17 protein-coding genes are annotated in these 20,426 nt (G+C 69.0%); 11 read left to right on the top strand and 6 right to left on the bottom strand.

Annotation, left to right across the window (positions count from 1 at the left end):
• Nucleotides 1–380 (top strand): glycoside hydrolase family 30 beta sandwich domain-containing protein (locus tag QCZ28_RS23165; protein ID WP_279518612.1); only part of this gene is annotated, 380 nt, incomplete at its 5' end.
• Nucleotides 381–486: 106 nt separating this feature from the next.
• Here the strand turns inward: QCZ28_RS23165 and QCZ28_RS23170 are convergent.
• Nucleotides 487–1,305: a helix-turn-helix transcriptional regulator gene (locus tag QCZ28_RS23170; RefSeq protein ID WP_347815126.1), complete on the bottom strand. Its 819-nt coding sequence runs from the start codon at nt 1,303–1,305 to the stop codon at nt 487–489.
• Between the two features lie 101 nt (nt 1,306–1,406).
• Between QCZ28_RS23170 and QCZ28_RS23175 the strand changes: the two genes are divergently transcribed.
• The 4 genes from QCZ28_RS23175 to QCZ28_RS23190 all read left to right on the top strand — a co-directional run bounded on the left by QCZ28_RS23175 (nt 1,407) and on the right by QCZ28_RS23190 (nt 6,417).
• Nucleotides 1,407–1,856 (top strand): VOC family protein, encoded by a 450-nt coding sequence (locus QCZ28_RS23175; RefSeq protein ID WP_279518613.1) that lies wholly within the window; start codon nt 1,407–1,409, stop codon nt 1,854–1,856.
• Between the two features lie 277 nt (nt 1,857–2,133).
• On the top strand, nt 2,134–4,872 hold the full coding sequence (locus QCZ28_RS23180) for a cation-transporting P-type ATPase (RefSeq protein ID WP_279518614.1): 2,739 nt from the start codon (nt 2,134–2,136) through the stop codon (nt 4,870–4,872).
• Between the two features lie 185 nt (nt 4,873–5,057).
• The gene (locus QCZ28_RS23185) at nt 5,058–6,101 is read left to right on the top strand and encodes a hypothetical protein (RefSeq protein WP_279518615.1); all 1,044 of its coding nucleotides are present in this window, start codon (nt 5,058–5,060) and stop codon (nt 6,099–6,101) included.
• A 76-nt stretch (nt 6,102–6,177) separates the two neighbouring features.
• Nucleotides 6,178–6,417 (top strand): hypothetical protein, encoded by a 240-nt coding sequence (locus QCZ28_RS23190; protein WP_279518616.1) that lies wholly within the window; start codon nt 6,178–6,180, stop codon nt 6,415–6,417.
• Between the two features lie 207 nt (nt 6,418–6,624).
• Here the strand turns inward: QCZ28_RS23190 and QCZ28_RS23195 are convergent, their stop codons facing one another.
• Entirely contained in the window at nt 6,625–7,164 is a 540-nt protein-coding gene (locus QCZ28_RS23195) for an RNA 2'-phosphotransferase (RefSeq protein WP_279518617.1), read from the bottom strand.
• Nucleotides 7,165–7,690: 526 nt separating this feature from the next.
• Here QCZ28_RS23195 and QCZ28_RS23200 point away from each other — a divergent pair.
• From QCZ28_RS23200 to QCZ28_RS23215, 4 genes are read left to right on the top strand one after another with little or no spacing between them, the layout of a single operon-like run.
• Nucleotides 7,691–10,156 (top strand): NB-ARC domain-containing protein, encoded by a 2,466-nt coding sequence (locus tag QCZ28_RS23200; protein ID WP_279518618.1) that lies wholly within the window; start codon nt 7,691–7,693, stop codon nt 10,154–10,156.
• A gap of 33 nt (nt 10,157–10,189) precedes the next feature.
• Nucleotides 10,190–13,570 carry an NB-ARC domain-containing protein gene (locus tag QCZ28_RS23205; protein WP_279518619.1) on the top strand — a complete coding sequence of 1,127 codons (3,381 nt, stop codon included), beginning with the start codon at nt 10,190–10,192 and terminating at the stop codon, nt 13,568–13,570.
• Nucleotides 13,542–14,825, top strand: coding sequence for a CHAT domain-containing protein (locus QCZ28_RS23210; RefSeq protein WP_279518620.1), 1,284 nt, complete (start codon nt 13,542–13,544; stop codon nt 14,823–14,825). Before QCZ28_RS23205 ends, QCZ28_RS23210 begins: the two co-directional genes overlap by 29 nt.
• Entirely contained in the window at nt 14,822–15,607 is a 786-nt protein-coding gene (locus QCZ28_RS23215; RefSeq protein WP_279518621.1) for a hypothetical protein, read from the top strand. The genes QCZ28_RS23210 and QCZ28_RS23215 overlap by 4 nt, the downstream gene beginning before the upstream one ends.
• A gap of 95 nt (nt 15,608–15,702) precedes the next feature.
• On the opposite strand, the gene QCZ28_RS23220 is transcribed toward QCZ28_RS23215, so the two are convergent.
• The 4 genes from QCZ28_RS23220 to QCZ28_RS23235 all read right to left on the bottom strand — a co-directional run bounded on the left by QCZ28_RS23220 (nt 15,703) and on the right by QCZ28_RS23235 (nt 18,405).
• Complete coding sequence (locus tag QCZ28_RS23220; protein WP_279518622.1) at nt 15,703–16,191, bottom strand: hypothetical protein; 489 nt, start codon at nt 16,189–16,191, stop codon at nt 15,703–15,705.
• A 233-nt stretch (nt 16,192–16,424) separates the two neighbouring features.
• The gene (locus QCZ28_RS23225) at nt 16,425–17,276 is read right to left on the bottom strand and encodes a hypothetical protein (RefSeq protein WP_279518623.1); all 852 of its coding nucleotides are present in this window, start codon (nt 17,274–17,276) and stop codon (nt 16,425–16,427) included.
• Nucleotides 17,277–17,371: 95 nt separating this feature from the next.
• Nucleotides 17,372–17,656 carry a DUF1877 family protein gene (locus QCZ28_RS23230; protein ID WP_279518624.1) on the bottom strand — a complete coding sequence of 95 codons (285 nt, stop codon included), beginning with the start codon at nt 17,654–17,656 and terminating at the stop codon, nt 17,372–17,374.
• 278 nt (nt 17,657–17,934) lie between these two features.
• A complete protein-coding gene (locus QCZ28_RS23235; protein ID WP_279518625.1) occupies nt 17,935–18,405 on the bottom strand; it encodes a nuclear transport factor 2 family protein in 471 nt (156 codons plus the stop codon).
• Between the two features lie 133 nt (nt 18,406–18,538).
• Between QCZ28_RS23235 and QCZ28_RS23240 the strand changes: the two genes are divergently transcribed.
• Nucleotides 18,539–19,165 carry a TetR/AcrR family transcriptional regulator gene (locus QCZ28_RS23240; protein WP_279518626.1) on the top strand — a complete coding sequence of 209 codons (627 nt, stop codon included), beginning with the start codon at nt 18,539–18,541 and terminating at the stop codon, nt 19,163–19,165.
• Between the two features lie 94 nt (nt 19,166–19,259).
• The gene (locus tag QCZ28_RS23245) at nt 19,260–20,150 is read left to right on the top strand and encodes a DUF1963 domain-containing protein (protein ID WP_279518627.1); all 891 of its coding nucleotides are present in this window, start codon (nt 19,260–19,262) and stop codon (nt 20,148–20,150) included.
• The last annotated feature ends 276 nt before the right edge of the window (nt 20,151–20,426 follow it).

Raw genomic sequence — 20,426 nt, forward strand, 5'->3', positions numbered from 1 at the left:
ACTCCTTCATCGGTGACGGCGAGTCCGCCTACGGCACCGTCGCCGGCGCCCCCCTCAAACGCGGCTACGCCTTCTCCCAGTACGCCAAGTACGTACGCCCCGGCTACCAGCGGATCGCCCTGACCAAGAGCACGAAAGCCTCGCCACTGGAGGTGACCGCCTACCAGGGCGACGGAAAGATCACCCTGGTCATCCTCAACCGCTCGAACAGCGCGGTCAACAACGCCGTGATCCAGGCACCGCAGAACGTCACCCGGGCCGAGCACTACCTCACCTCGCAGAACGCCAACGCGGCCAGCCAACCGACCAGCGTCAACGGCGGTCAGGCCACCATCAACGTCGGCGCGCGCAGCATCTCCACAGTGGTGTTCACCCTCTGAGGGTTCCTCCTGCCGGTGGCGCGTGTGGATGCCGACGAGTATCTGCACCCACACGCGCCACCGGCTCAGTCACATCCGGCGTCGGCCGTCCCCGGCCGGCATGTAGTCAACCCAGTCGATCCAGCTTCTCGCGAGCGGCGGTGTCAGACCGAGGTGTGAGGACTACGACGCGAAGGTCGGTGTTCTGAGTGGTCAGGACGTTAGCGTCCAGCGGAATGGCACCGACTTTCGGGTGTACGGCGGTCTTGTGAGCGCTCTCGTGATTGGCTACCGCGCGGAGGGCCCAAAGGCGGCAGAACCTGTCGTTCTCGGCCATGCGCGAGATCAGCGCCGCCACGTCGGGGTCGTTCGGGTAGCGGGCGCTGGTGGCGCGCAGGTCGGCCACCAACGACTGCTCGAAGTAGGCGCGCTCGGCGTCGGTCTGACGGACGCGGGCGTTTCGGGATTCGAACTGGACGATCAGGGCATTGCGATCGTCGGCGGTCGTGCCCGAGGGATCGCCGAAGACGGCGGCGAACAGCCGGTTCCAGTGCAGAAGCCGCCACAGGGCGTCGTAGACGGCCACCGGTGTGTCGCCGAGGTGGTCAACGACGCGGTGCAGGCTGCTGGGGATCAGGTGGGGTATCCGGTCCGGTGCCGCGGCGAAGCCGGCAAGACGCATCAGGTGCACCTCCTCGTCGTCGGAGAGCCGTAACGCGCGAGCCAGCGAGGCACATACCTGCGCCGACGGCGTCGCGGCCCGGCCCTGTTCGAGGCGTGCCACGTATTCGGGGGAGATGCCGGCCAGTGTCGCCAACTCGCCGCGTCGTAGTCCGACGACGCGGCGCGGGGATGCGTTCATGAGACCAACCGCGGCCGGGTCCAGGCGGTCCCGCCAGGCTCGCAGCGCAGCTCCGAGGTCATTCATAACCACATGATCCGCCATAGGTCATTGGGCTGGGTGGTACCAGCGGTACGCGGAAGATCTGTGCCTTCCACCGCGCGACGCCGCTCTTCAGAATGGAGATCATGAGCAGAGTGACCAGGATGAATCACATCGGAGTGCCGGTCAGCGATCTGGCGTTGTCGGTGCGGTGGTACGAGGACGTCCTCGGCATCGCGCCGAACGGCGTAACGATCTCGGCCGCGAACCCGGCGATCGGCGCCGTCGTCGAAGTCGCGAACCCGTCGATGCGGGCATCCTTCGCGCTGGTCGGCGACAACGTCCTGCTGGAACTCATCCAGTACGACAGCCCGCAGCCGAGGCCCTTCACCGGGCGCAACTGCGACGTCGGGGTCATGCACCTGTGTTTCGAGGTCGACGACATCGACGCGGCGCACCGTGACCTGCGGGAGCGAGGCGTGCACGTCAACGCCGATCCGGTCGTGCTTCAGGACGGCGACGGAGTCAACGCGGGGGCGCTGGCCGGCACGAAGATCCTCTATCTCCGAGACCCCGACGGCATCCAGCTGGAACTGTTCGAGTTGCCCTCGTAGGAGCCCCGACCTTCCGAACCTGACCGGCGGGAGCGCGAGCGGTCGGCCGCCCACCTCAGGCCGTGTCACCGGGTCGCGGCGGTCGCCGTACTCACCGGCGTGGACGCATTCACATCCATTGCGCTCATTGGCCCGGCAGCCAGTACGACGAGGGTCTGGAGTTGAGCCCTCCCGAACGCCCCACGACAGTGTACGAGGAATAGCTGATTCAGATAGCTCTGTCACCCCTGGGGTCGAAAAGCACGCGTCGTGCCCGGGGGTGCGGCAGTCTGAGAGCATGGCACGGCAGTCACCGCGGGACCCGGGCGGGAACGTCCCGCGGGCCGGGCATGACCCGCGACAGCCGATCGACCAGCTCCTCGAAGAACTGAGGGCTAGCCTCGACGGGCTGTCAAGCGCCGAGGCTCAACAACGACTGGTCGGGTACGGGCCGAACGAGCTGCGGCGGCAGGGCGGAACCCGGTGGTGGCGGGATCTGGTCCGGCAGATCATCCACCCACTCGCGCTGGTGCTCTGGGTGGCCGCCGGCTTGGCCTGGGTCGCCAGCACACAGGTACTGGCGGCGGCGATCGTGGTCGTGATCCTGATCAACGCGGTGTTCGCGTTCGCTCAGGAGCGTCACGCCGAACACGCCGTCGAGGCGCTGAACCGGTACCTTCCACCACAGGCCAACGTTCTGCGCGACGGGCGGCGGCAGCAGGTCGACGCACGGCACCTTGTGCCCGGTGACGTTGTATTCATCGCGGAGGGTGAGCGGATCTCCGCCGACACCCGACTCCTCGACGGATCGATCGAGGTGGACCTGTCGACTCTGACCGGCGAGTCGCAGCCGGTCTATCGGGCTGCGGGCGACACCAGCATGCGGGAGCCGCTGGTCCAGGCTGCCCCTCTCGCGTTCAGCGGGACCGCCTGCCTGGGCGGTGAGGCCCGGGCCTTGGTCTACGCCACGGGCATGCGCACCGAACTGGGGCGCATCGCCGCGCTGTCCCAGCGGGTCGGCCGCGAGGAAAGCCCGCTGGAGAAGCAGGTCAAGCGGGTGGCCTGGCTTATCGCAGGGGTCGCTGCCATCGCCGGGGCGATCTTTTTCCCGATTGGCGTGTGGGCCGCCGGAATGCCTGTCTCCGACGCGTTCGCCTTCGCGATCGGGCTCCTCGTCGCCAACGTCCCCGAAGGTCTGCTGCCCACGATCACCCTCGCTCTCGCCGTGGGCGTACGCGGACTCGCCCGGCGCGGGGCCGTCGTCAAACGGCTCAGCGCGGTGGAGACTCTCGGGTCCACCGCCGTGATCTGTACCGACAAGACGGGGACGGTAACCGAGAACAAGATGCGGGTGGTGGCGGCATGGTATGCCGGAGGCCTCATCGAAGAGGCCGACCTGACACGTAGAGAGCAGCCCGCGGTGGTGCGGGACCTCGCGCGGACCGGCGTGCTCTGCAGCAACGCGCGACTCGGGTCCCAGCCGGGCGCGGAAGCGACCGGGGATCCCACGGAGATCGCTCTGCTGCGGTTCGCCGAGGGGGTCGGCGTTGACACGTCACCGGAACAGCGTCGGCGGTGTCGGCGGGGAGAGTTTCACTTCGATCCCAAGCTGCGGCTGATGTCCACCGTCGATGTCGACGAGCGCGGTACGTGGCTACACACCAAAGGCGCCCCCGAAGCAGTCATCGCCCGCTCCACCACGATCGTCGAAGCCGACGGGCGAGAGCGGCCCTTGGACGACACGGTCCGGCGGCACCTGACGGAGGCAGTGACAGCGCAGGCCGCCAAGGGCATGCGGATCATCGCAGCGGCCCGCCGCCCGGTGTCGGAAGTCCCCGCCGGCCGGGACGAGGCCGAACGTGGCCTGTGCATCCTCGGCTGGGTCGCGATGCTCGACCCCGCCCGGCCCGAGGTCGCCGACGCGGTCGCCTGCTGCCACACAGCCGGCATTCGCATCATCATGATCACCGGCGATCACGGTCTGACCGCCGCCGCCATCGCCACCAGGGTCGGCATCACCGCGCCCAGCCCGACCGTGGTCGACGGCGACCGCGTTGACGCCATGCCTGACGACAAACTCACCGACCTTCTCGTACGCACACCGGATCTCGTTTTCGCCCGTTCCTCACCCGAGGCGAAGCTTCGCATCGCCAAAGCGCTTCAGAGCATCGGTCACGTCGTGGCCATGACCGGTGACGGCGTGAACGACGCCCCCGCACTACGTCGCGCCGACATCGGCGTGGCCATGGGCCGCACCGGCACGGACGTCACCCGCGAGGCAGCCACCCTGGTCCTCACCAACGACAATTTCGCCACCATCGTCGCGGCCGTTCAATCCGGCCGGCAGGTCTACGACAACGTCCGCAAGTTCATCCTCTACATCTTCGCCCACGCCACACCCGAGGTCGTACCGTTCCTCGTCTTCGCCATCTCGGGCGGAACGGTCCCGCTACCGCTGACCGTCCTGCAGATCCTCGCCATTGACCTCGGCACCGAAACCCTTCCCGCGCTGGCCCTCGGCCGCGAACCTCCCGAGCCGGGGCTCATGAGCCGACCACCCCGAAGGCGTGGAAGCAGAATCATCGACCGACACATGCTCGTCAGAGCCTGGGTCTACCTCGGCATCATCTCTGCCATCCTCGTCATGGCAGGCTTCTTCCTCACTCTCTACCGGGCCGGCTGGCGGCCCGGCGCCCCCACCGGCCCCGGCACGCCCCTACACCACGCCTACCGGCAGGCCACCACCATGACGTTTCTCGGCATCGTCGCCTGTCAGGTCGGCACCGCCCTCGCCGCCCGTACGGACCGGGCCTCACTGCGCTCCATCGGCCTGGCAAGCAATCGGCTCCTGCTGTGGGGAATCGCTTTCGAACTCGCGGTCGCCGCCGCCATCGTCACTGTGCCCCCGCTGCAGGCGATCTTCGGCACCGCCCTGCCTGACCCCGCGATGCTCGCCATCCTGATCGCCTACCCGCTGCTCGTGTGGGCACCGGACGAGCTACGTCGAGCAGTACTACGCCGCAGCGCAAGGCGTTGAGACTCCGCTAGCGGTGATCGGCAAAGGGCGAACGAGCAGCCGTGAGGGATCGGATACGCCGCTTGGACGCCTCATCCTGACACCGATCCCAATGGCGAAAATCTGAGCAGGGCTTCCTGAACGGTGACCTCGAAGGCGTCAGCGCCGACGGCCCGGGTTGTCCGTCGAGTGACGAGCGGCGCGCCGTGAGCGGCGAACGTGAAATGATGGCGCGTTTCTCTCAGGGGCCGTGGATGATGGCTGGCGTGACTGGGAATGGCGGCGGGTTCGCAAAGCAGCGCCTGTACGACGCGGTGGCGCAATGGAACGTCGAGACCGGGTACGGCTTGGCGGACCTGATCGATACCGCTTGTCAGGCGTTGGTCGACGGGCTGGACTCTCCGACATTGCGTGAACTCGCCGGTGCTTCGGTGAATGATTCTTCCTGGGATATCCGCGATCTCGTGGGCAAGTCGTTTGAGGAACTTGGGATCCCCTGTCCGGGCACTGTTCCCCCGGGCTTCACCCTTGCCTCAGGTGGAGGAGTCGTCCGTCGGCCAGGGGTCGACTCTCTCCGTCTGGAGGTATCGCCGGTGCCCGGCGACGCAGGCGGCGGATTCCAAGTGCAGGTCTACGTCAACGGTACGGAGATGACCTCCGCCGGAGCAGGCCTCGGGATGGACCCCTACGACGTCCTTGTTCCCACCAATCGTCTCGCGGCCACCCCCGAACCGAGGGCCGTTGCCATCGCCCGATGCGAGTGCGGTGTCTACGGCTGTGGATCCACGGACGTCACCATCGTGCGTGACGGCGATCTGGTGCACTGGGACTGGTCGCTCGAAGTGCCCATGATGCGGGGTGTCTCCTTCGCAGCTGCGGAGTACGACGCTGAGGTCGCGCGGGTGGTGGCGGATCACTCGTGGGAGACGCCGGAGCGTACGGCCGGACGACGTGTCCTGACGGACATGGACCGCGATCGGCTGCTCACCTACGGTTTGAGACCCAGTTGGGTCGCCAACGACTACCGCAATCAGGAGCTGTTCCGGGTCGCCTTGCAGCTCGACGGTGACTACCAGGTCTTCGTCGACACCCCGTGGCATGGCCGCGGACCCGGGGATTTGGCGGGCGAGGTGTGTGCCACTTTGGCACTCCCTCCCAGCGCCTGGCACGCCACCTGGCACGCCATCATCCCCACGCTCACCAGACCGCCGAAGATTGCGGGGCCGTCGTGGCGACGCGCGCGGCTCTAGCAGCGGCAGGCCGCCACTCGGCGCCGGGCTTGCTGGTTCGGCACCGGCCCCACGCCGACCTTCGGAGGTACCGCGTATGACCACTGCCGGGCTCGGGGATGGCCAGGCCCAGCTTTGGCGGATCACCATCCCCGTGATCGCTTCGGCCAGCGAGGTCGATGCCTTGACCGACCGTCTGGTCGAGACGCTCTGCCCGGACGGCGTCCACGATGGCCCGTGCCTGACTCCGTGGGCGCTGCACGTCACCGATGGCAACTCGCTGAGCAGCGCCGAGCAGCGCCGCCTTTGGGAAGAGATAGCTGAGACCAACGGCTGAGCACCGGAAGGATTCGCATGATCCGGTAGTGCGGCGACACCCTACGCCGGCGCGGCACACCGAAGGCCTGGAGGCTGACGCCGGCCGCGTGTGTAACGCCTGACTACGTGACCGGTGTCCACGCTTCGTCGCGGCTGTCAGTGGATTCGGGATAGGCCTGATCGTCAGTGGTCAGCTCGTAGAAGACGATCCATTTCTCTGCCGGAGTCAGTCGAGCAGATAGCCGGCCGGGACGGCCTCGGTGAGCCAGACGCCGTTGGCGCTGCAATGGAAAACGTGCCCGGCTGCGGCCATCGCCGCAGCGTCGATGGTGAGGATCACGACCCGACCGGCCCGTCGGGCCCCGACCCGGTGGGCGGTCTCGGTGTCGGCGGAGAGATGGACGTGGTGCCGCCCGCCCCGGTGCAGGCCGGTGGCCCGGATCGACTCCAGCGCGCCAGCGCCGGTGCCGTGATAGAGCCGCTCCGGTGGGGTAACCGGGGGCAGCCCCAGGTCCACCGGAACCGAGTGGCCCTGGTTGGCCCGGATCCGCAGCACCCCGTCGGGGCCGCGCTCGACAGCGAACCGCTGCTTGTCGTTGCCGGCGACGACCGCGTCCAGCTCGGTCCGCTCGATCCGTAGGGCGGCGAGCAGGGCGTCGACGGGGGTCCAGCCGGCCGGGTCGAGCACCAGGCCGGCCCGCCCGGGGTCGTGCCGGAGTGCCTTCGACATCCGTTTGCTCAGCTTGACCAGGCGCTCGCGTTCCACGCTGGCATTGTTGTCGATTTCCGTCGCGCGGATCGAGAGGTTTTCCGGCGGCATCGAACCCCGGCTCCTCTCCGGAGGGCCTGCGGGGTGCCGCGCGCGGGCTCCGACCTGTCCACTGGAGAGGAGGGTGCCCGGGTGATCGGCGGGAGCCCGGCCCACGAGGTCACCGCCCGCAAGCGGCAACCGGGCAAGGGTTCGCTGCTGACCGGTGGGTCCGGCCTGGTCGCCCGTCCGCCCTGCTATTCGCGGGCCGTCGACGACCAGTCGTCAATGATTTGGTACGAACTCGCGGAACTTCCACCGGCGGTCGATCGGCCGACCAGGGGTCGGCCGGATCCCGAAATCAGCCCGGGACGTGGCGGATCTTATGCGCCATATGGCATCGGCCGTAAGGGCCATCGCGACTCCTCGATAAGACCGTGCATGCCTCCTCCACGGCGACCACTATCGATCCCGAAGGGGCCAACGACCTGGCTTTCGTTTGCCTCGCAGCGGCATGATGTAGTGACTCGACCGAGGAGTGGCGATGCGATCGGTTAACGCGGCACGCTCCATCCTGTTCGCGCTACCGCTCGGCTTTCCCAGCGCCACCACTTTGACGTACGACTTTCTCTACCCGGCCCTCGCGTTCGTCGTGGTCTTTGTCGTCGGTGCGTTCGGCGCACGGATTGTCCAGACGCTGATCCGTCGCCGCCGTGCGGCGGCGCCCGCGATGGCGGTCGTGCCCGGCGGTCTGGACCTGGCCTCCGGCAGCCCGCGCCGGCAGCGGATCGTGCCCGCCGAACTGCCCCCGCCGCCCGGTCTGCTGGCCGGCCGGGACAGCGAGTTGGATGAGATGTGCGACCACCTCGCCCGGCCCGACCGGGACGGCGGCGCGCTGATCGTCATCCACGGCGAACCCGGGATCGGAAAGACCGCGTTGGCGATCAGGATGGCCCACCTGGTGTCGGACCAGTATCCCGACGGGCAGCTGATGCTCCGGTTCGACAGCTCCGACGATCAGTTGACCGAGGACCGGTTGGAGACGTTCGTGCGGGCCCTAAGCGGGCCACGGGAGGTCATGCCGGAGCGCGCGGATCTCGGCCGCTGGTACAGGGACTGGACGCGGCGCCGGCGGGTGCTGGTCATCCTCGACAACATCGGCGACCCGGACCAGATCCGACCACTGTTGCCGGCCGGCCCCGGGTGCCTCACCATGGTCACCGCCCGCGGTGCGGTCCCCGGGTTCCCTGAACAGTTCCCGGTGGCGCTGGAGCCGCTGGGGGACGAGGCCGCCACCGCCCTGCTCGACCGGCTGGTCGGGGGTGACCGGATCGGCGCCGAACCGGAAGAGGCGCAGCAGATCGTGGCCGCCGCGGCCGGCTATCCGGTGGCGATCCAGATGGCCGGGGCGGTGCTCGCCGTACGCAAGAACTGGACCTTGGAGATCGCCGTCCGGCGCATGCGGGAGATGGCCACCGATCTGCGACGAAGGAAGGTCGTCGCCTTCTCCGGCATCCTCGACCTGGCCTTCGCCCTGCTCACCCGCGAGGAGCGGGAGGCGCTGGTCCTGCTCGGCCTGACCGACCGGCGTCGGGTGGAGCGGTGGATGCTGGCGATGCTGTTCAACGGCGCCTTCGCCGATCGCACCATGCCCGAAAACGTCGCCGGCCGATTCCTCGACCATCTCGCCTCCGCCCGGTTCGTGGAACGTCGGGTGGACGACCACTCCGGGCTGCTGACCTTCCGGGTGCCGGTCTACGTCCACGCCTACGCCGCCACCCATTTCGACAGCTACCTGACGAGCACGCAGCAGCGGCGTGCCCGGCAGGAACTCTCCGAGGGACGGCGCCGGCGCAACGAACGCAACGTCGACGATTTCCTGCGCATGACGGTCTTCGAGTTCCTGGACCGGGGCCAACTCGACGCCGCCCTGAACTCCGCCCGCGAGTCACTCGCACTGTGCCGGGAACGCGCCGCCGCGGTGTCGAGCACCGACTCCGGGGCGCTGGCGTTCGCCACCGAGGAAGGTCTCACCCTCGCGGCGCTGGCCGAGGTCAACGCCGAACTCGGCTGGATCGACGAGGCCATCACCGGCGCCGAGGACGCCGCGAAACGCGGCAGTCAGTCGCCGCGCACACTGGCCCGGGCACTGCGGGTGACCGGCAGCCTGCGGCGGCGGCTACGCCAACTGCCGCAGGCCGAGACGGACCTGCTCGCCGCCGAGCACAGCGTCCAGAACGCCGACGACCGCGACGAGCACATCCGGGTGCTCTGCGAGTTGACCGTTCTGCAGGCGCCGCGCAAGGACCTGGACGCGGCCACCCGGTACTTCGAGAAGGCCCGACGGCTGTGTGCCAGCGGGGGACCGTCCAGCACGCGGCAACTTCCCGCCGTGCTGCTGGCGTACGCGCAGGTGTTGCGGGAGTGCGGGAACCCGGAGGCGGGCAGCACCCTCGCCGAGGCCGAGCGGCTCACCGGTGACCCCGACGGCTGGCAGCGGCTCCGGCGGCCGTGGATCCGGCTGCACCGCGCCCTGACCCTCCTCGACCTTGCCAAGTACGACCAGAGCCGCGAGTTCAGCTCGGCGGCGTTGGAAGGGTTCACCACGTTGCGGCACCGCTACGGCAGCGGATACGCGCGGCTCGCCCTCGGCCGGGCGCACCTTGCCGACGGGAACCTCAGCGGGGCCATCCCGGAGCTGGAGGAGTGTCACGGGACGTTCCGCCGCTGCGGGGACCGCTGGATCGAGGCGGAGTCGGCGACCTGGCTGGCGGCGGCGTACCACCGGGCCGAGCGCGGCCAGGAGGCGGTCGACCTGCTCTCCGCCGCCGAACAGGCGTTCTCGAAGCTCGGTGACGAACAGGGCGTACGGCGGGTCGGCCGGCAGCTGTGGGAGGTGGAGTCCTCACTGCCTGCCCAACCGCTGAGACCGTTGCCGGGTGTCCGGGAATGGATGGCCGCGGTCGGCCGGCAGTCGACCGACCCGGCCGGCACCCGAGCGGGAATGTGATGCTCTCCAACCGGCCCAGATGGGATGGCTTCCTTGTCGTTACGCTGGTCGATCCGGCGGTTACGCCGACGCCTCAAGCGGTTCCGGCTCCTGATCGCCGCGGCGGTGACCGTGCTGGCCAGCGTGCTCGGCACCATCTACGACAACATACCCGCCAAGCTGCAACTGGCGGCGCTGCTGGCGATCGGCACGCTCGGCGCGGCCGCGGTGATTCTGGTCGAGTCGCCGGAGGCCAGTTACGAACAGTCGCTGGTGGACCCGCCGGCCGCCCGCAAGAGCAGGCGCGCCAAGCCGGCCCGACCGCGCCGGGACCGGATGGAGCCACGCTTCCGGCTCACCCGGTGGCTGGGCTGGTGGCGCAACCAGGTGGTGCCCACCCTGCCGCCCCGGGACGAGCTCTTCCGGGGCCGCGAGCGTGAACTGGCCGACCTGCAGAAACTGCACGACCGGCAACGGGAGGTCCGCACCGGCGGCGTACGGTCGATCTTCCGGCGCGGCGGACGGCGGACGGCGGACCGACGCGGCGCCGCCGGACCGGTGATCCTGCTCCTGCACGGCATGCCGGGGGTCGGCAAGACCGCACTGGCCGACGAGCTGGCCCGGCGGCTCGCCCGCCGCTACCCGCACGGGCAACTGTTCGTGAACCTCGGCACCGGTGGCGCCGCCCGTACACCGATGGAGATCCTCAAGGAGCTCCTGCTGGCGCTGGGCTGGACCGAAATGCCCGACACCGCGGTCGGCCGGGCGATGGTCTTCCGGTCGCTGACGGCGAAGAAGAAGATCCTGTTCATCCTGGACGCCGCCCGCAACGCCGACCAGGTCCGGCACGTACTGCCGAGCGACTCCGCCGCCGCCGTGATCATCACCTGTCGGCGCGGCATGACCTGGTCCGATTCGCTGGCCGAACCGTCGTACCCGTTGGGCCTGCCAGACGACGACGAGGCGCTGGCCATCTTCCGGGCCGTCTCCCGGACCGCCGAGAGCGTCCGGCCGGAGTGTGCTGCCGAGATCGTGTCGTTGTGCGGACGGCTCCCGCTCGCCGTCCGGGCCGCTGCCGAGCGCGTCTCCAACGACGGCGCTGACATCTGCCAGATTGCCGGGCTGCTGCGCGAGCCGCGGTCCCGGCTCGGCTGGTTGGACCGCCCCGGTCGGTCCCTACGGGCCCACCTGCAGACCGAGTACGGCCGGCTGCTGCCGAAGGAACAGCGGGCGCTGGCCATGCTCGCGCTGATTCCGTCACCGACCTTCGTGCCGTGGGTGCTGGGTCCGCTGATGGAGCTGCCGCCGGCCGAGGTGGAGGCCCTGGTCGACCGGCTGTCCGCGGCCCAACTGCTGGAGGACCTCGGCATGGACGAGGTGTCGGAGGTGGCCCGGTACCGGCTGCACCCGCTGGTGCGGCTGTTCGCCGGCAGGCAGGCCGCCCGGATTCCGGCCCACGAACGCGAGTGGGCGCTGGACCAGCTCACCGCCGCCTACATCCAGGTGGTCAGCGCGGTCCTCGCCGTCCTGCACGACGACTTCACGTACCCGGGGCCGTTGAACTGGCTCGCGCCGGACTCGAAGTTCCCGCAGCGGATCGCCGACCATCCCGAGGCCTGGGTCCGGGCCGAGTACCCCAACCTGCTGCGGGTGATGGACGACACCGCGGCAGTGCCGGACACCGGCTTCGGCACGCAGTTGCACTGGCGGGTCGGCGCCTGGCTTGACGGCTGTGTCGCCGAGGGAGTGAGCTCGGCGGCGACGCTGGCGGCGTACACCCAGGCGGCCCGCGCCGCCGAGCGCGACGGCAACGTTCTCGCCCAGGTGGACGTGCTGCTCGCCAAGGGCACCTTCCTGGTGGCCGTCGAACGGTACCGGGACGCCGAGCAGGCGCTGGACCGGGCGGTCGCGTTGTCGTACCGGCTGCTCGGGGACCGGTCGGCGGCGCGCGACGAGGCCGAGCGTCGGATCGCGATCGCCCTGCGAAAGATGGGTGAGGGATTCCTGCAGGCCGCCGCGTACCAACGCGCTGTGGAGAAGCTGGAGGACGCGCTCGCCCGGGCGGAGTCCATAGCGGACGGACCGGAGCAGCGACTGATCCGGATCCTGTTCGCCGAGGCGCACCACGTCGACACGGCGGAGGCCGTCTACGACGAACTGCTCGACCCCGGGCTCTCCGACGCCACTCGCTACCGGATCTATCTCTCCCTGGCCGAGGCGGGTCGTCGACGGGGGGACTGGCAGTCCGCCGGTGACTACCTCGATCAGGCTGCCCGGCTGGTCGACGGGGACCTGCGCCGGGTGGCGAACGTGCGGTACCGGACCGCACGTCTCGCGCTCGACCAGTACGAGGACGGGGCCGGCGGCGGTAGAGACCCGGAACTCGCCACGACCGCGGTCCGGCGAGCCGCCCACGCGTTGCTGACCTTCCGGCAGATGGGCAACCCGCTCGGGACGATACGGACCCAGTGCCTGCTGGCCCGGGCGATCCTGGCGATGGGCCGGCTGGTGGAGGCGGACCACGTCGCGCACGCCGCCGAGGGCGAGCTGGCCGCGGTGCAGGGATCGGGCGAGAAGCCGGAGGTGCTGGCTCCGCTCACCGCGCGGCTGACCCGGGTCAAGGGCGAGATCCGGCTGCGCGCCGGGGATCGGACCGGCGGACGGCAGTTGCTGATGGACGCCGCCATGGCGTTCGGCGAGTTGAAGGACTGGGCCGGGCTGCGCGCGGTGCTCGGCCTGCTGGAGGAGGTCGCCCCGACCGGGGCCGAGGCGCCCGGTGCCGGACTGCCGGTGGTCGTCCCGGTCGACGCGTGGCCGGGGCGCGCTCCGATGCCGATGGGCGGCGGTCCGGCCAGCCTGTCGCCGGCTGTCACCGAACGCCTGGCGGCCCGACTGAGCAGCCAGGTCATCGACCGGGTGCAGGACGAGCTCCGGCAGACACTCACCCCGGCCGAACCGGTCGCGTTCCGCGGTGCGCTCGGCGCCGGGCTGACCCCGGCTGAGCCGGCCCACGATGTGCAGCCGCAGCCGACGTGGCGTATCCCGGTCGGCGAGCTGTGCCACCTCACGGTGCTCGTGGCGACCGGGCAACGGGCCTTCGCGGACGAGCCGGGGCGGCGGCCCGCGCTAGCCGACCCGCACGTCTGGCGCCCGCTCGCTGTCAGCAGCGGCGTCCGGGCCGACGACGTCGACCTCACCCTGCTGGTCGACGCCCCGTTCGTCGACGTGTCCGACCCGGAACTGCGTACCACCTGCCGGGTCGACGGCGGGCTGGCCCGCCTGGACAGCACCCTGCGGATCGACGTACCCGGCGGGAACGACCTGCGAATCACAGTGCTGTCGTCAGGTCGGCTCGTCCAGTCCCTGCCGATCCGGCTGGTGGCGGTAACCGGAGAGGAGGAGGCCGGTGGACCTGCCACTGTTCCGCTCTCCTGACGTGACGGCCCGGACCACTGTCAACGACAAGGGCATCTGCCTGCGACTCACCGCCGCCCGCGGGCCGGCGCCGACCGACATCCAACTGGTCGACCCGGACATCGTGCGCGAACACTGCGCCAAGCTCGGGAAGCTGGTCGGTCGGGTAGCGGCGAGTTGCCGGCAGTACTGGCCGGTGGCGACCGACGCCGCAAGCGAGGCGCTCGGCAACCTCGCGGCCGCCGGGCGGATATTTCTCTTCGACGTGCTGCACGACCCGCAACGGGACTTTCCACGGTTGTCGCTGTTCCTTCAGGCGGCCTGCCCGACCTGGCAGAGCCGGCAGAGCCGTACCCCGTTGATCCATGCCATCGCCGAGCCGAACCAGTACTTCCCCTGGGAGTTGTTGCCGTTGTTCGCGCCGACCTCCACGGTGCGGGCCGACAACCAGGCAGAGTTGGAACGGGCCGCGCTGGCCTTCCCCGGCTTCGCGGCCGTCGTCGAACGCCGCGACCCCGATCACCTGCCCGATTCCACCTCCCTGAACGGCTGGGACGGACTCCCGATCCGAATGGTGTACGACGCCAGTTTCCCGGGAGTGCAGCAGGAGGTGGGCTTCTTCCGGGGCAAGGACGCCCTGTTCCTGCTGCGAGGGCCGTACCCGAAAGACAGCGACGACCCGGCGGCGCCGACGCTGGCGCAGCAACTCTGCGACCCGGCGCTCGGGCTTGACCACAACCGGGACGGCCCGCTCGACCAGGTGGTGCACTTCTCCTGTCACTGCCAGGCAGCCGACGGCGACACCACCCGGTATGCCTACCACCTCTCCGACGAGCAGGGCCGCAAGCTGGTGGTGCCGCTGGAGGAACTCGTCGAGGAGATGATGCGGATCTGGGCCGCCGAGGTGATGGCTGCCCGACCGGGGCCGCGGCCGGACATGCCGTTGGTGTTCCTGAACGGCTGCGGCACCGTGGCGATGGACCCGACGAGCGCGGCGTCGTTGCACAAGCCGTTCCGGCACAACCGCAACCGGGGCATCATCGGCACCGTCGCGAACGTGCCGGACCGGATCGCCGCGGAGATCTCGAAGTGGTTCTACCTGAACCTCCTCGTCGAGCGGCACGACGTGGGGCAGGCACTGCACGAAGCGAAGTGGCGGCTGCTGCAGGACCGCGGCAACCCGCTCGGTCTGCTGTACTCCATTCACGCGTACGCGGGCCTGCGGATCGAGCCGGTTCCCACGTACGCCGGTCCCGCCGACGGAGGCGCCCGATGACCAGCCTGCTGACCAGTCTCTGGCACGAGACCCGGGGTCGGTTCGACCGGCTGCCGGTCTGGCTGCCCGGAGCCCGCATGGAACTCGGCGACGTCGGTGTCTTCGACGACGGGGGTTGGGTGAAGCACACCACCCTGGACGCACTCGGCATCCCCTTCACACCAGACCTGCCCGGCGTTCCCACCGGCTACGACTACGCCTCGCACGACGGCGCCCAGGTGAGCACCTGGCTGGCGGCCGACGGCGACCCCACGGTCAGCGGCATCGCCCACGGCAACGCCGGGCTGCGGATCCGGTTCTCCCGGGCCGGCGCGTTCGTGCTGAGGGCCGACGAGGTGACCGTCCAGAGCCTGGCCAACCTCGCCGAGGTCGACCGGCGGATCCTCGCCCGGCACCGGGCCGGGAAGTGGGAGCGGGGCTGGGTGCTGGTGAGCGAGGTGGCCCGCGGCGGACCGGCAATCACTGTGGTCTCGGGCAGCTCCGACGGCGAGGCCTTCGTCGACCTCGGCGTGACGGCGGCGGCCGCCGGGCAGCCGCTGGCCGCCGCCGGCGCCGGGATCGCTCTCGGTACCCGGCGGGGCCTGGCCGGCTACTTCGTCAGCCCCACCGAGACGACCCTGCTGTGGCGGGGCCGCTGTGTACGGGATCCCTGGTGGTCGCCGAAGGCCTCGATGAGCGACCGGGGCGACCAGATCCACGCGGAGCTGGTGGCCGACGACATGGGCCTCCAGGTCGTCGAGATCGAGCACCTTGAGGACATCCCGACCGACATTGCCCCATAGAGTGCGGGCCCGAGATCGACGGCGGGCCGCACGGAACTGCGAATCGGCGGTGACCACAAGGGTGGTGGTCACCGCCGATTGCGTGGTCGGACCGGTCAGGCGGCCGAGCAGGCCGTGTCCAGCTCCTTGATAGCGGCTTCCAGTGCCTTCTTGCTGGGCTTGGCGTCAGCGGACTTGTTGTACGCGTCGCTCAGGCCCATCATCTCGTTCTGGACCTTCTCGGAGGCAGCGGTGACTGCCTCGTTGGCACCCATCGAGTGCGCCAGGATCGCGACCGACCCGGCGGCCCACTGGGCACTGACCGCGAAGTGCCCGGCCGGCGGGCCGATCTTCTCGGCCTCGGCGATCTTGGTCGCGTTGTCCTTGATGTCCTTCCTGATGTCGGCGCAGGCCTTCGCCGTGGCCGCACCGTCGGCTGCGGGGCTGGCCGCGGTCGTGGCCGCACCGCCGGTCGGGGCGGCGCTCGAGGCCGCCGGAGATGGCGAGGTTGCGGTGTCCGTAGATTCGGGCTGCGGATCGCAGCCGGCCGTGGCGATCGCCGCCGCAACGGCCACGCCGGTCAGGACGAGTCGAGTTCGGTTCATCGATGTTCCCCCGTGATCTTCATGTTCGGCGGACGCTACCAGCCATGGTCGAACCGGTGGGGTCAGTTATTGGCCGCCGAGCACCGAGCCCCAGGGCTGCAACTGGACGCGACGCGCGCCGTTGCTGTAACGACGGCAGCCGCGCAGTGCATTCTGTGGCCGCTCCACATACGTGCGCCAATGGCGGCCTCCGGCTCGGGCTGCCGTCTCAGGTCGGCAGAGGTCCGGCCGTTCTACCCGTTGCGAAGGGTCGTGATGATCCGGTCGCGGTCCCCGGACGCGATCGCGTCGAGGATGCCGGTAATCCTGGCATCTTTTTCGGCCGCCTTGATGACCTTCGTCAGGTTCGCGCGGTCGGTGTAGAGGGAGCGCGCGAGTTCGGCGATCGGCAACTCCTCACTCGGCACCCGCGCGTACCCCGCCAAGCCGAACTTGAGGGAGTGGCGGGCTTGCTGGAGCTGCGCCTCGCCCGCCTCGCGCATCAGCCATGCGCTGACGACCGGTCGCGCCATGCCGGGCGGTTGGGGTGTGTCCGAGGCTATTGCCTCGTCACCGCTTCCGTACTCCAGGGCAAGGTCGGTGACCCATCGGGCGTAGGTGCCGTAGGCATCAAGAACGTTGTACGTGTGCACGACTTCGATGCCGCCGCCAGCCAACGTACGAATGATCTTTGACTCCTTGGGGCCGACTTCCTCGGGCACGATTGCCACAACCCGGTCCCGCCATCCACAGAACTGACTGGCGGCCCCGGTGCGCAGGCTGTGGGCCAAAAAGACGCGGGCGGCGTCGTCGTATACGTCCTCCTGAGGAGTGCCGGCTGCCACCCTCCACATGAGAGATAGCTCTCCGGGCGTCCAGTCCCCATCCTCATCCAGCGCGATGTCGCTCTCGTACAGGACGGTCTCACCCGACTGCACCACTTCACCGAGCACTCGGCCGGTCTGAGAGATGAAGCCGGCGATGTACTCGGATGTATCGGTGTCGACCACTGCGGCAAGACGGTGCCGCTCGGCCGGGTCGTCGACCGGGGTGGCGCGGCGTGGGGTGAGCGGACTCGCGAGGTGCCGGAGATCAAGGAGTGTCATGGGTACACACTACACACCCCTTCGTCGTCCTGATCGGACTGCGGGTCGACGACGTGACGTGAGCGCTACCTGCGCTTTGGCAACTGAGTCACCGATCAGTCAAGCCAGCAGATCACCGCGGCATTGTCCCGGGCGGCTGCGGCGAAGAAGGCCTGGACGTCTGGTAGATAGTGGGCCACCCAGGTCAGTTCGCGGGGTCCTTCCCAGGGGCCGGGGTAGATGTCGGCCCGTTTCAACTCCTGCGGGTCCACGCCCCGGATGAGGTCGTCCGCAGTGAGCGCAGCCAGTCTCGAGGCCGCCGTCGCTACGTCGATTGGTGCCAGATAGGTGGGTGGCCCGTAGCCCCAGTCGTCTTCGCCTGGCGGCGGCACCGCCGGCATGGCTCGCCACATCCGACGGTGCCGCGTCCGGAGGGGGTCAGTGCGAACGGAACCGCCCCACCAATGCGACAGTGAATCCTCACTCAGGCCAGGGGAGATCCGGCGACCGGATCGAGCAGCAGTTCCTCGACGTCGACGATGTCGCTGACGTCGAAGCCCCGCATGTCCGCCGCCAGCTCGGGGCTTGCCACGTAAGCGGTGGTGAACCCGGCGGGGTGGGTGCCCTCCCGAAACGAGAGCAGGGCGATCCGTTCGGGGTGTGGGGTCAGTTGATGGAGCTACGCCCCTGCGGCGGCTGTCTTGGCGGCCTGGATGGCCGAGTCGAAGTCGGGCTCCGCGCCGATTTGTGCGAGCAGCACGTTCGCCGCGTTGTAGCAGTCGAACCTTTCGATTTTTCCGTCCCGTAGGTGCCAGAGATCCGCCGTCGGCACGTCGATGCGGTTACCGGTCGGCGGGATTTCACCGACCGGGGTGGGGAACCCGCCGAGATGCGTTCCCTGAATTCGGAGTTCGACGGCAACGACCGCACCGAGCGCATGCACAGCGAGTAGCTCGCGGTGGACGTCGGGAAAGATGCTGGCGAAGCCAATCAATGCCTGTGGAATTTCGTCACCGCGGAAGCTCATCGAGTTCGGCATGTCGTTGAACGCCCCGTCCTCGGTGAACAGGGCGCGAAAGCCGTCCCCGTCCAGGACGTTTCCTTCGGCCAGTCGGTATGCCTCGCGGACAACCTCTTCGTTAGTTCTCACTTCGCTCTTCCCTAAGCCCTGGTGTCGTTACCGGAATTGAGGCGCCGCGCCCGCCGGCAGTCGAGTATGGACGGGCGCTCCAACCAAGCTAACAGGTTTTTGACTACATGGTCAATAACGTATGCTTGCTCACATGCCTCGTCCCCGTAAATTCGTCGAGAGTGATGTCGTCAGCAGCGCCGGCGAGGTGTTCGCGGCGCACGGCCTCGCCGCTGCGACGCTGGACGACCTGGTGCGGGCCACCGGTCTGGGGAAGCAGAGCTTGTACAACGCGTTCGGCGGGAAGCGGGAATTGTTCCTCCGAGCGCTCTCCGAGGACCGGGAAGAAGCGACGCGCGCCGTCTCGGAAGCACTCGGGCACGAGGACGCTTCGGCGCTGGAACAAATTCGCGGTCACATGCTCCGGCTGGCGATCGAGCTCAGCAGCAGTGATCGGCGGGTCTCGCTGACCACGCGGGCGCTTGTCGAATCGACAGGCGAGGATGACCTGCTGTCGACGGCCACGAAGGCCGGCATCGAGCAGCTCGCCGAGGTCTATGCCCAATGCCTGGAACATGCGCGGGAGAACGGGGATCTCCCGGAGGGCGCGAACGTGCAATCACTGGCGGTCTACTTCGTCGCCGTCACCCGAGGGATGGAGTTGCTCGGCCGTGCCGGTGTCGGCCGCGCCGTTCTCACCGCAGTCGCGCTCGACGCGCTTCGCGCGCTCCACGGTCAGCGGATGGAAGCTGCCGACGGTTCCCCGTCCCTGCGGGAATGACTGCCGACGCCGGCATCCGCTCAGGTCGGGATGGGCGCACACGGTTGCGGGGCTCCGCCCTCTGGTTGTTGCCTGCGTGGCACCATGGTGCGTTATGGATCATGAGGGGCAGTTTCGTCGGGCAGCGGTCGCGTTGGGCCTCCCGGACGACGAGGTCGGCCGGTTCGTCCAGCACCTGCGTCTGTCGATCCGGCTGAGCGGGGGAGCCGGCGGTGTTCCGGTCGGGCAGTTCGGTGGGTTGCCCCGACTGCCGCTGGGCATGGACTGGCCGTCCGACGGGGTCAGCCCGTTGCCGTTCATCTTCTCGGTCGATTGTGCGGCGCTGCCGAGAGTCGACGGTTCCGGCCTGCCGGCAGACGGCTCGCTGTTGTTCTTTCTGAATCACGAGCAGGCCGCTGCCACCGGGGATCGAAGGTTCGGGCGGGTCGTGTATGTGCCGGCCGGTACCGATACCGAGGTGGCGACGGGATCCACCGACGACGCGTTCGTCGGCGAGCAGTACGACGTCTCTGCCACGCTGCGCGCGGAGTTCCCCGGTTGGTTCGGGGTCGACGAGGGCGACGACGACGAAGAGGACGAGGACGACCTGTCGCCCGTTCAGCAGCAGGTGGCCCGTGACCTCGAGCGTGACCTGCCGCACCTGGACGAGCTCTGTGCGCTGGCCAACGACCTGTGGCCACCGAACAGCGAGTACGCCAGCGCCTGGATCGGCGGGTATGCCGACGAGAACGTCATCCAGAGTTTTGCGGAGCAGACCCTCGCGTGGCGCGAGAAGACCGGCGAGATCGTCATCCCGGTCGCGAAATGGTATTCCCAGGTGGAGTTGGAGACGCACCGGCTGACGAGTGAGTGGGTGTCGCTCGCCCGCTTTCCCGTCGACAACGAGCTCTATTACCGCAGCGTCGGGAGTTTCGTGATCCGTCACGACGACCTGGCCGCTGGTCGGCTGGACGAGGCGCATTCCGTGGCCGAGTTGGTCCCATAGAACACCGAAGGCGCCCGCCCGGTGGTGCGTGACGTCCTGCACGCCGCCTCTCCGGGCTGGGAAGCCTGACGGACGGTCACGACGGTCGTCCTCGTCGCCTTCGCCGGGCCAGCGGTGGTGATCGGCGCGTTCCGTCGGGCGCGCTTCCCTGTTGCTCCGACGTGGACACCACGCCTGCCTGCCCGACGTCCGTGGGTGGGCCGGCCTGCCCCGTCGGGAGAATGATCTCTTGATACGTATGATGTATCTGCTTGTCCTCGCAGGATTGATCCTACC

The sequence above is a fragment of the Micromonospora sp. DH14 genome (assembly GCF_029809455.1).
GTDB classification, from domain to species: domain Bacteria; phylum Actinomycetota; class Actinomycetes; order Mycobacteriales; family Micromonosporaceae; genus Micromonospora; species Micromonospora parva.

What these genes read in the sequence shown, in the direction of transcription:
- QCZ28_RS23215 (WP_279518621.1), top strand. Translation starts at nt 14,822, where the DNA reads ATGACCAGCCTGCTGACCAGTCTCTGGCACGAGACCCGGGGTCGGTTC.
- QCZ28_RS23240 (WP_279518626.1), top strand. Translation starts at nt 18,539, where the DNA reads ATGCCTCGTCCCCGTAAATTCGTCGAGAGTGATGTCGTCAGCAGCGCC.
- QCZ28_RS23225 (WP_279518623.1), bottom strand. Translation starts at nt 17,276, where the DNA reads ATGACACTCCTTGATCTCCGGCACCTCGCGAGTCCGCTCACCCCACGC.
- QCZ28_RS23200 (WP_279518618.1), top strand. Translation starts at nt 7,691, where the DNA reads ATGCGATCGGTTAACGCGGCACGCTCCATCCTGTTCGCGCTACCGCTC.
- QCZ28_RS23245 (WP_279518627.1), top strand. Translation starts at nt 19,260, where the DNA reads ATGGATCATGAGGGGCAGTTTCGTCGGGCAGCGGTCGCGTTGGGCCTC.
- QCZ28_RS23230 (WP_279518624.1), bottom strand. Translation starts at nt 17,656, where the DNA reads ATGCCGGCGGTGCCGCCGCCAGGCGAAGACGACTGGGGCTACGGGCCA.
- QCZ28_RS23180 (WP_279518614.1), top strand. Translation starts at nt 2,134, where the DNA reads ATGGCACGGCAGTCACCGCGGGACCCGGGCGGGAACGTCCCGCGGGCC.
- QCZ28_RS23175 (WP_279518613.1), top strand. Translation starts at nt 1,407, where the DNA reads ATGAATCACATCGGAGTGCCGGTCAGCGATCTGGCGTTGTCGGTGCGG.
- QCZ28_RS23190 (WP_279518616.1), top strand. Translation starts at nt 6,178, where the DNA reads ATGACCACTGCCGGGCTCGGGGATGGCCAGGCCCAGCTTTGGCGGATC.
- QCZ28_RS23220 (WP_279518622.1), bottom strand. Translation starts at nt 16,191, where the DNA reads ATGAACCGAACTCGACTCGTCCTGACCGGCGTGGCCGTTGCGGCGGCG.
- QCZ28_RS23170 (WP_347815126.1), bottom strand. Translation starts at nt 1,305, where the DNA reads ATGGCGGATCATGTGGTTATGAATGACCTCGGAGCTGCGCTGCGAGCC.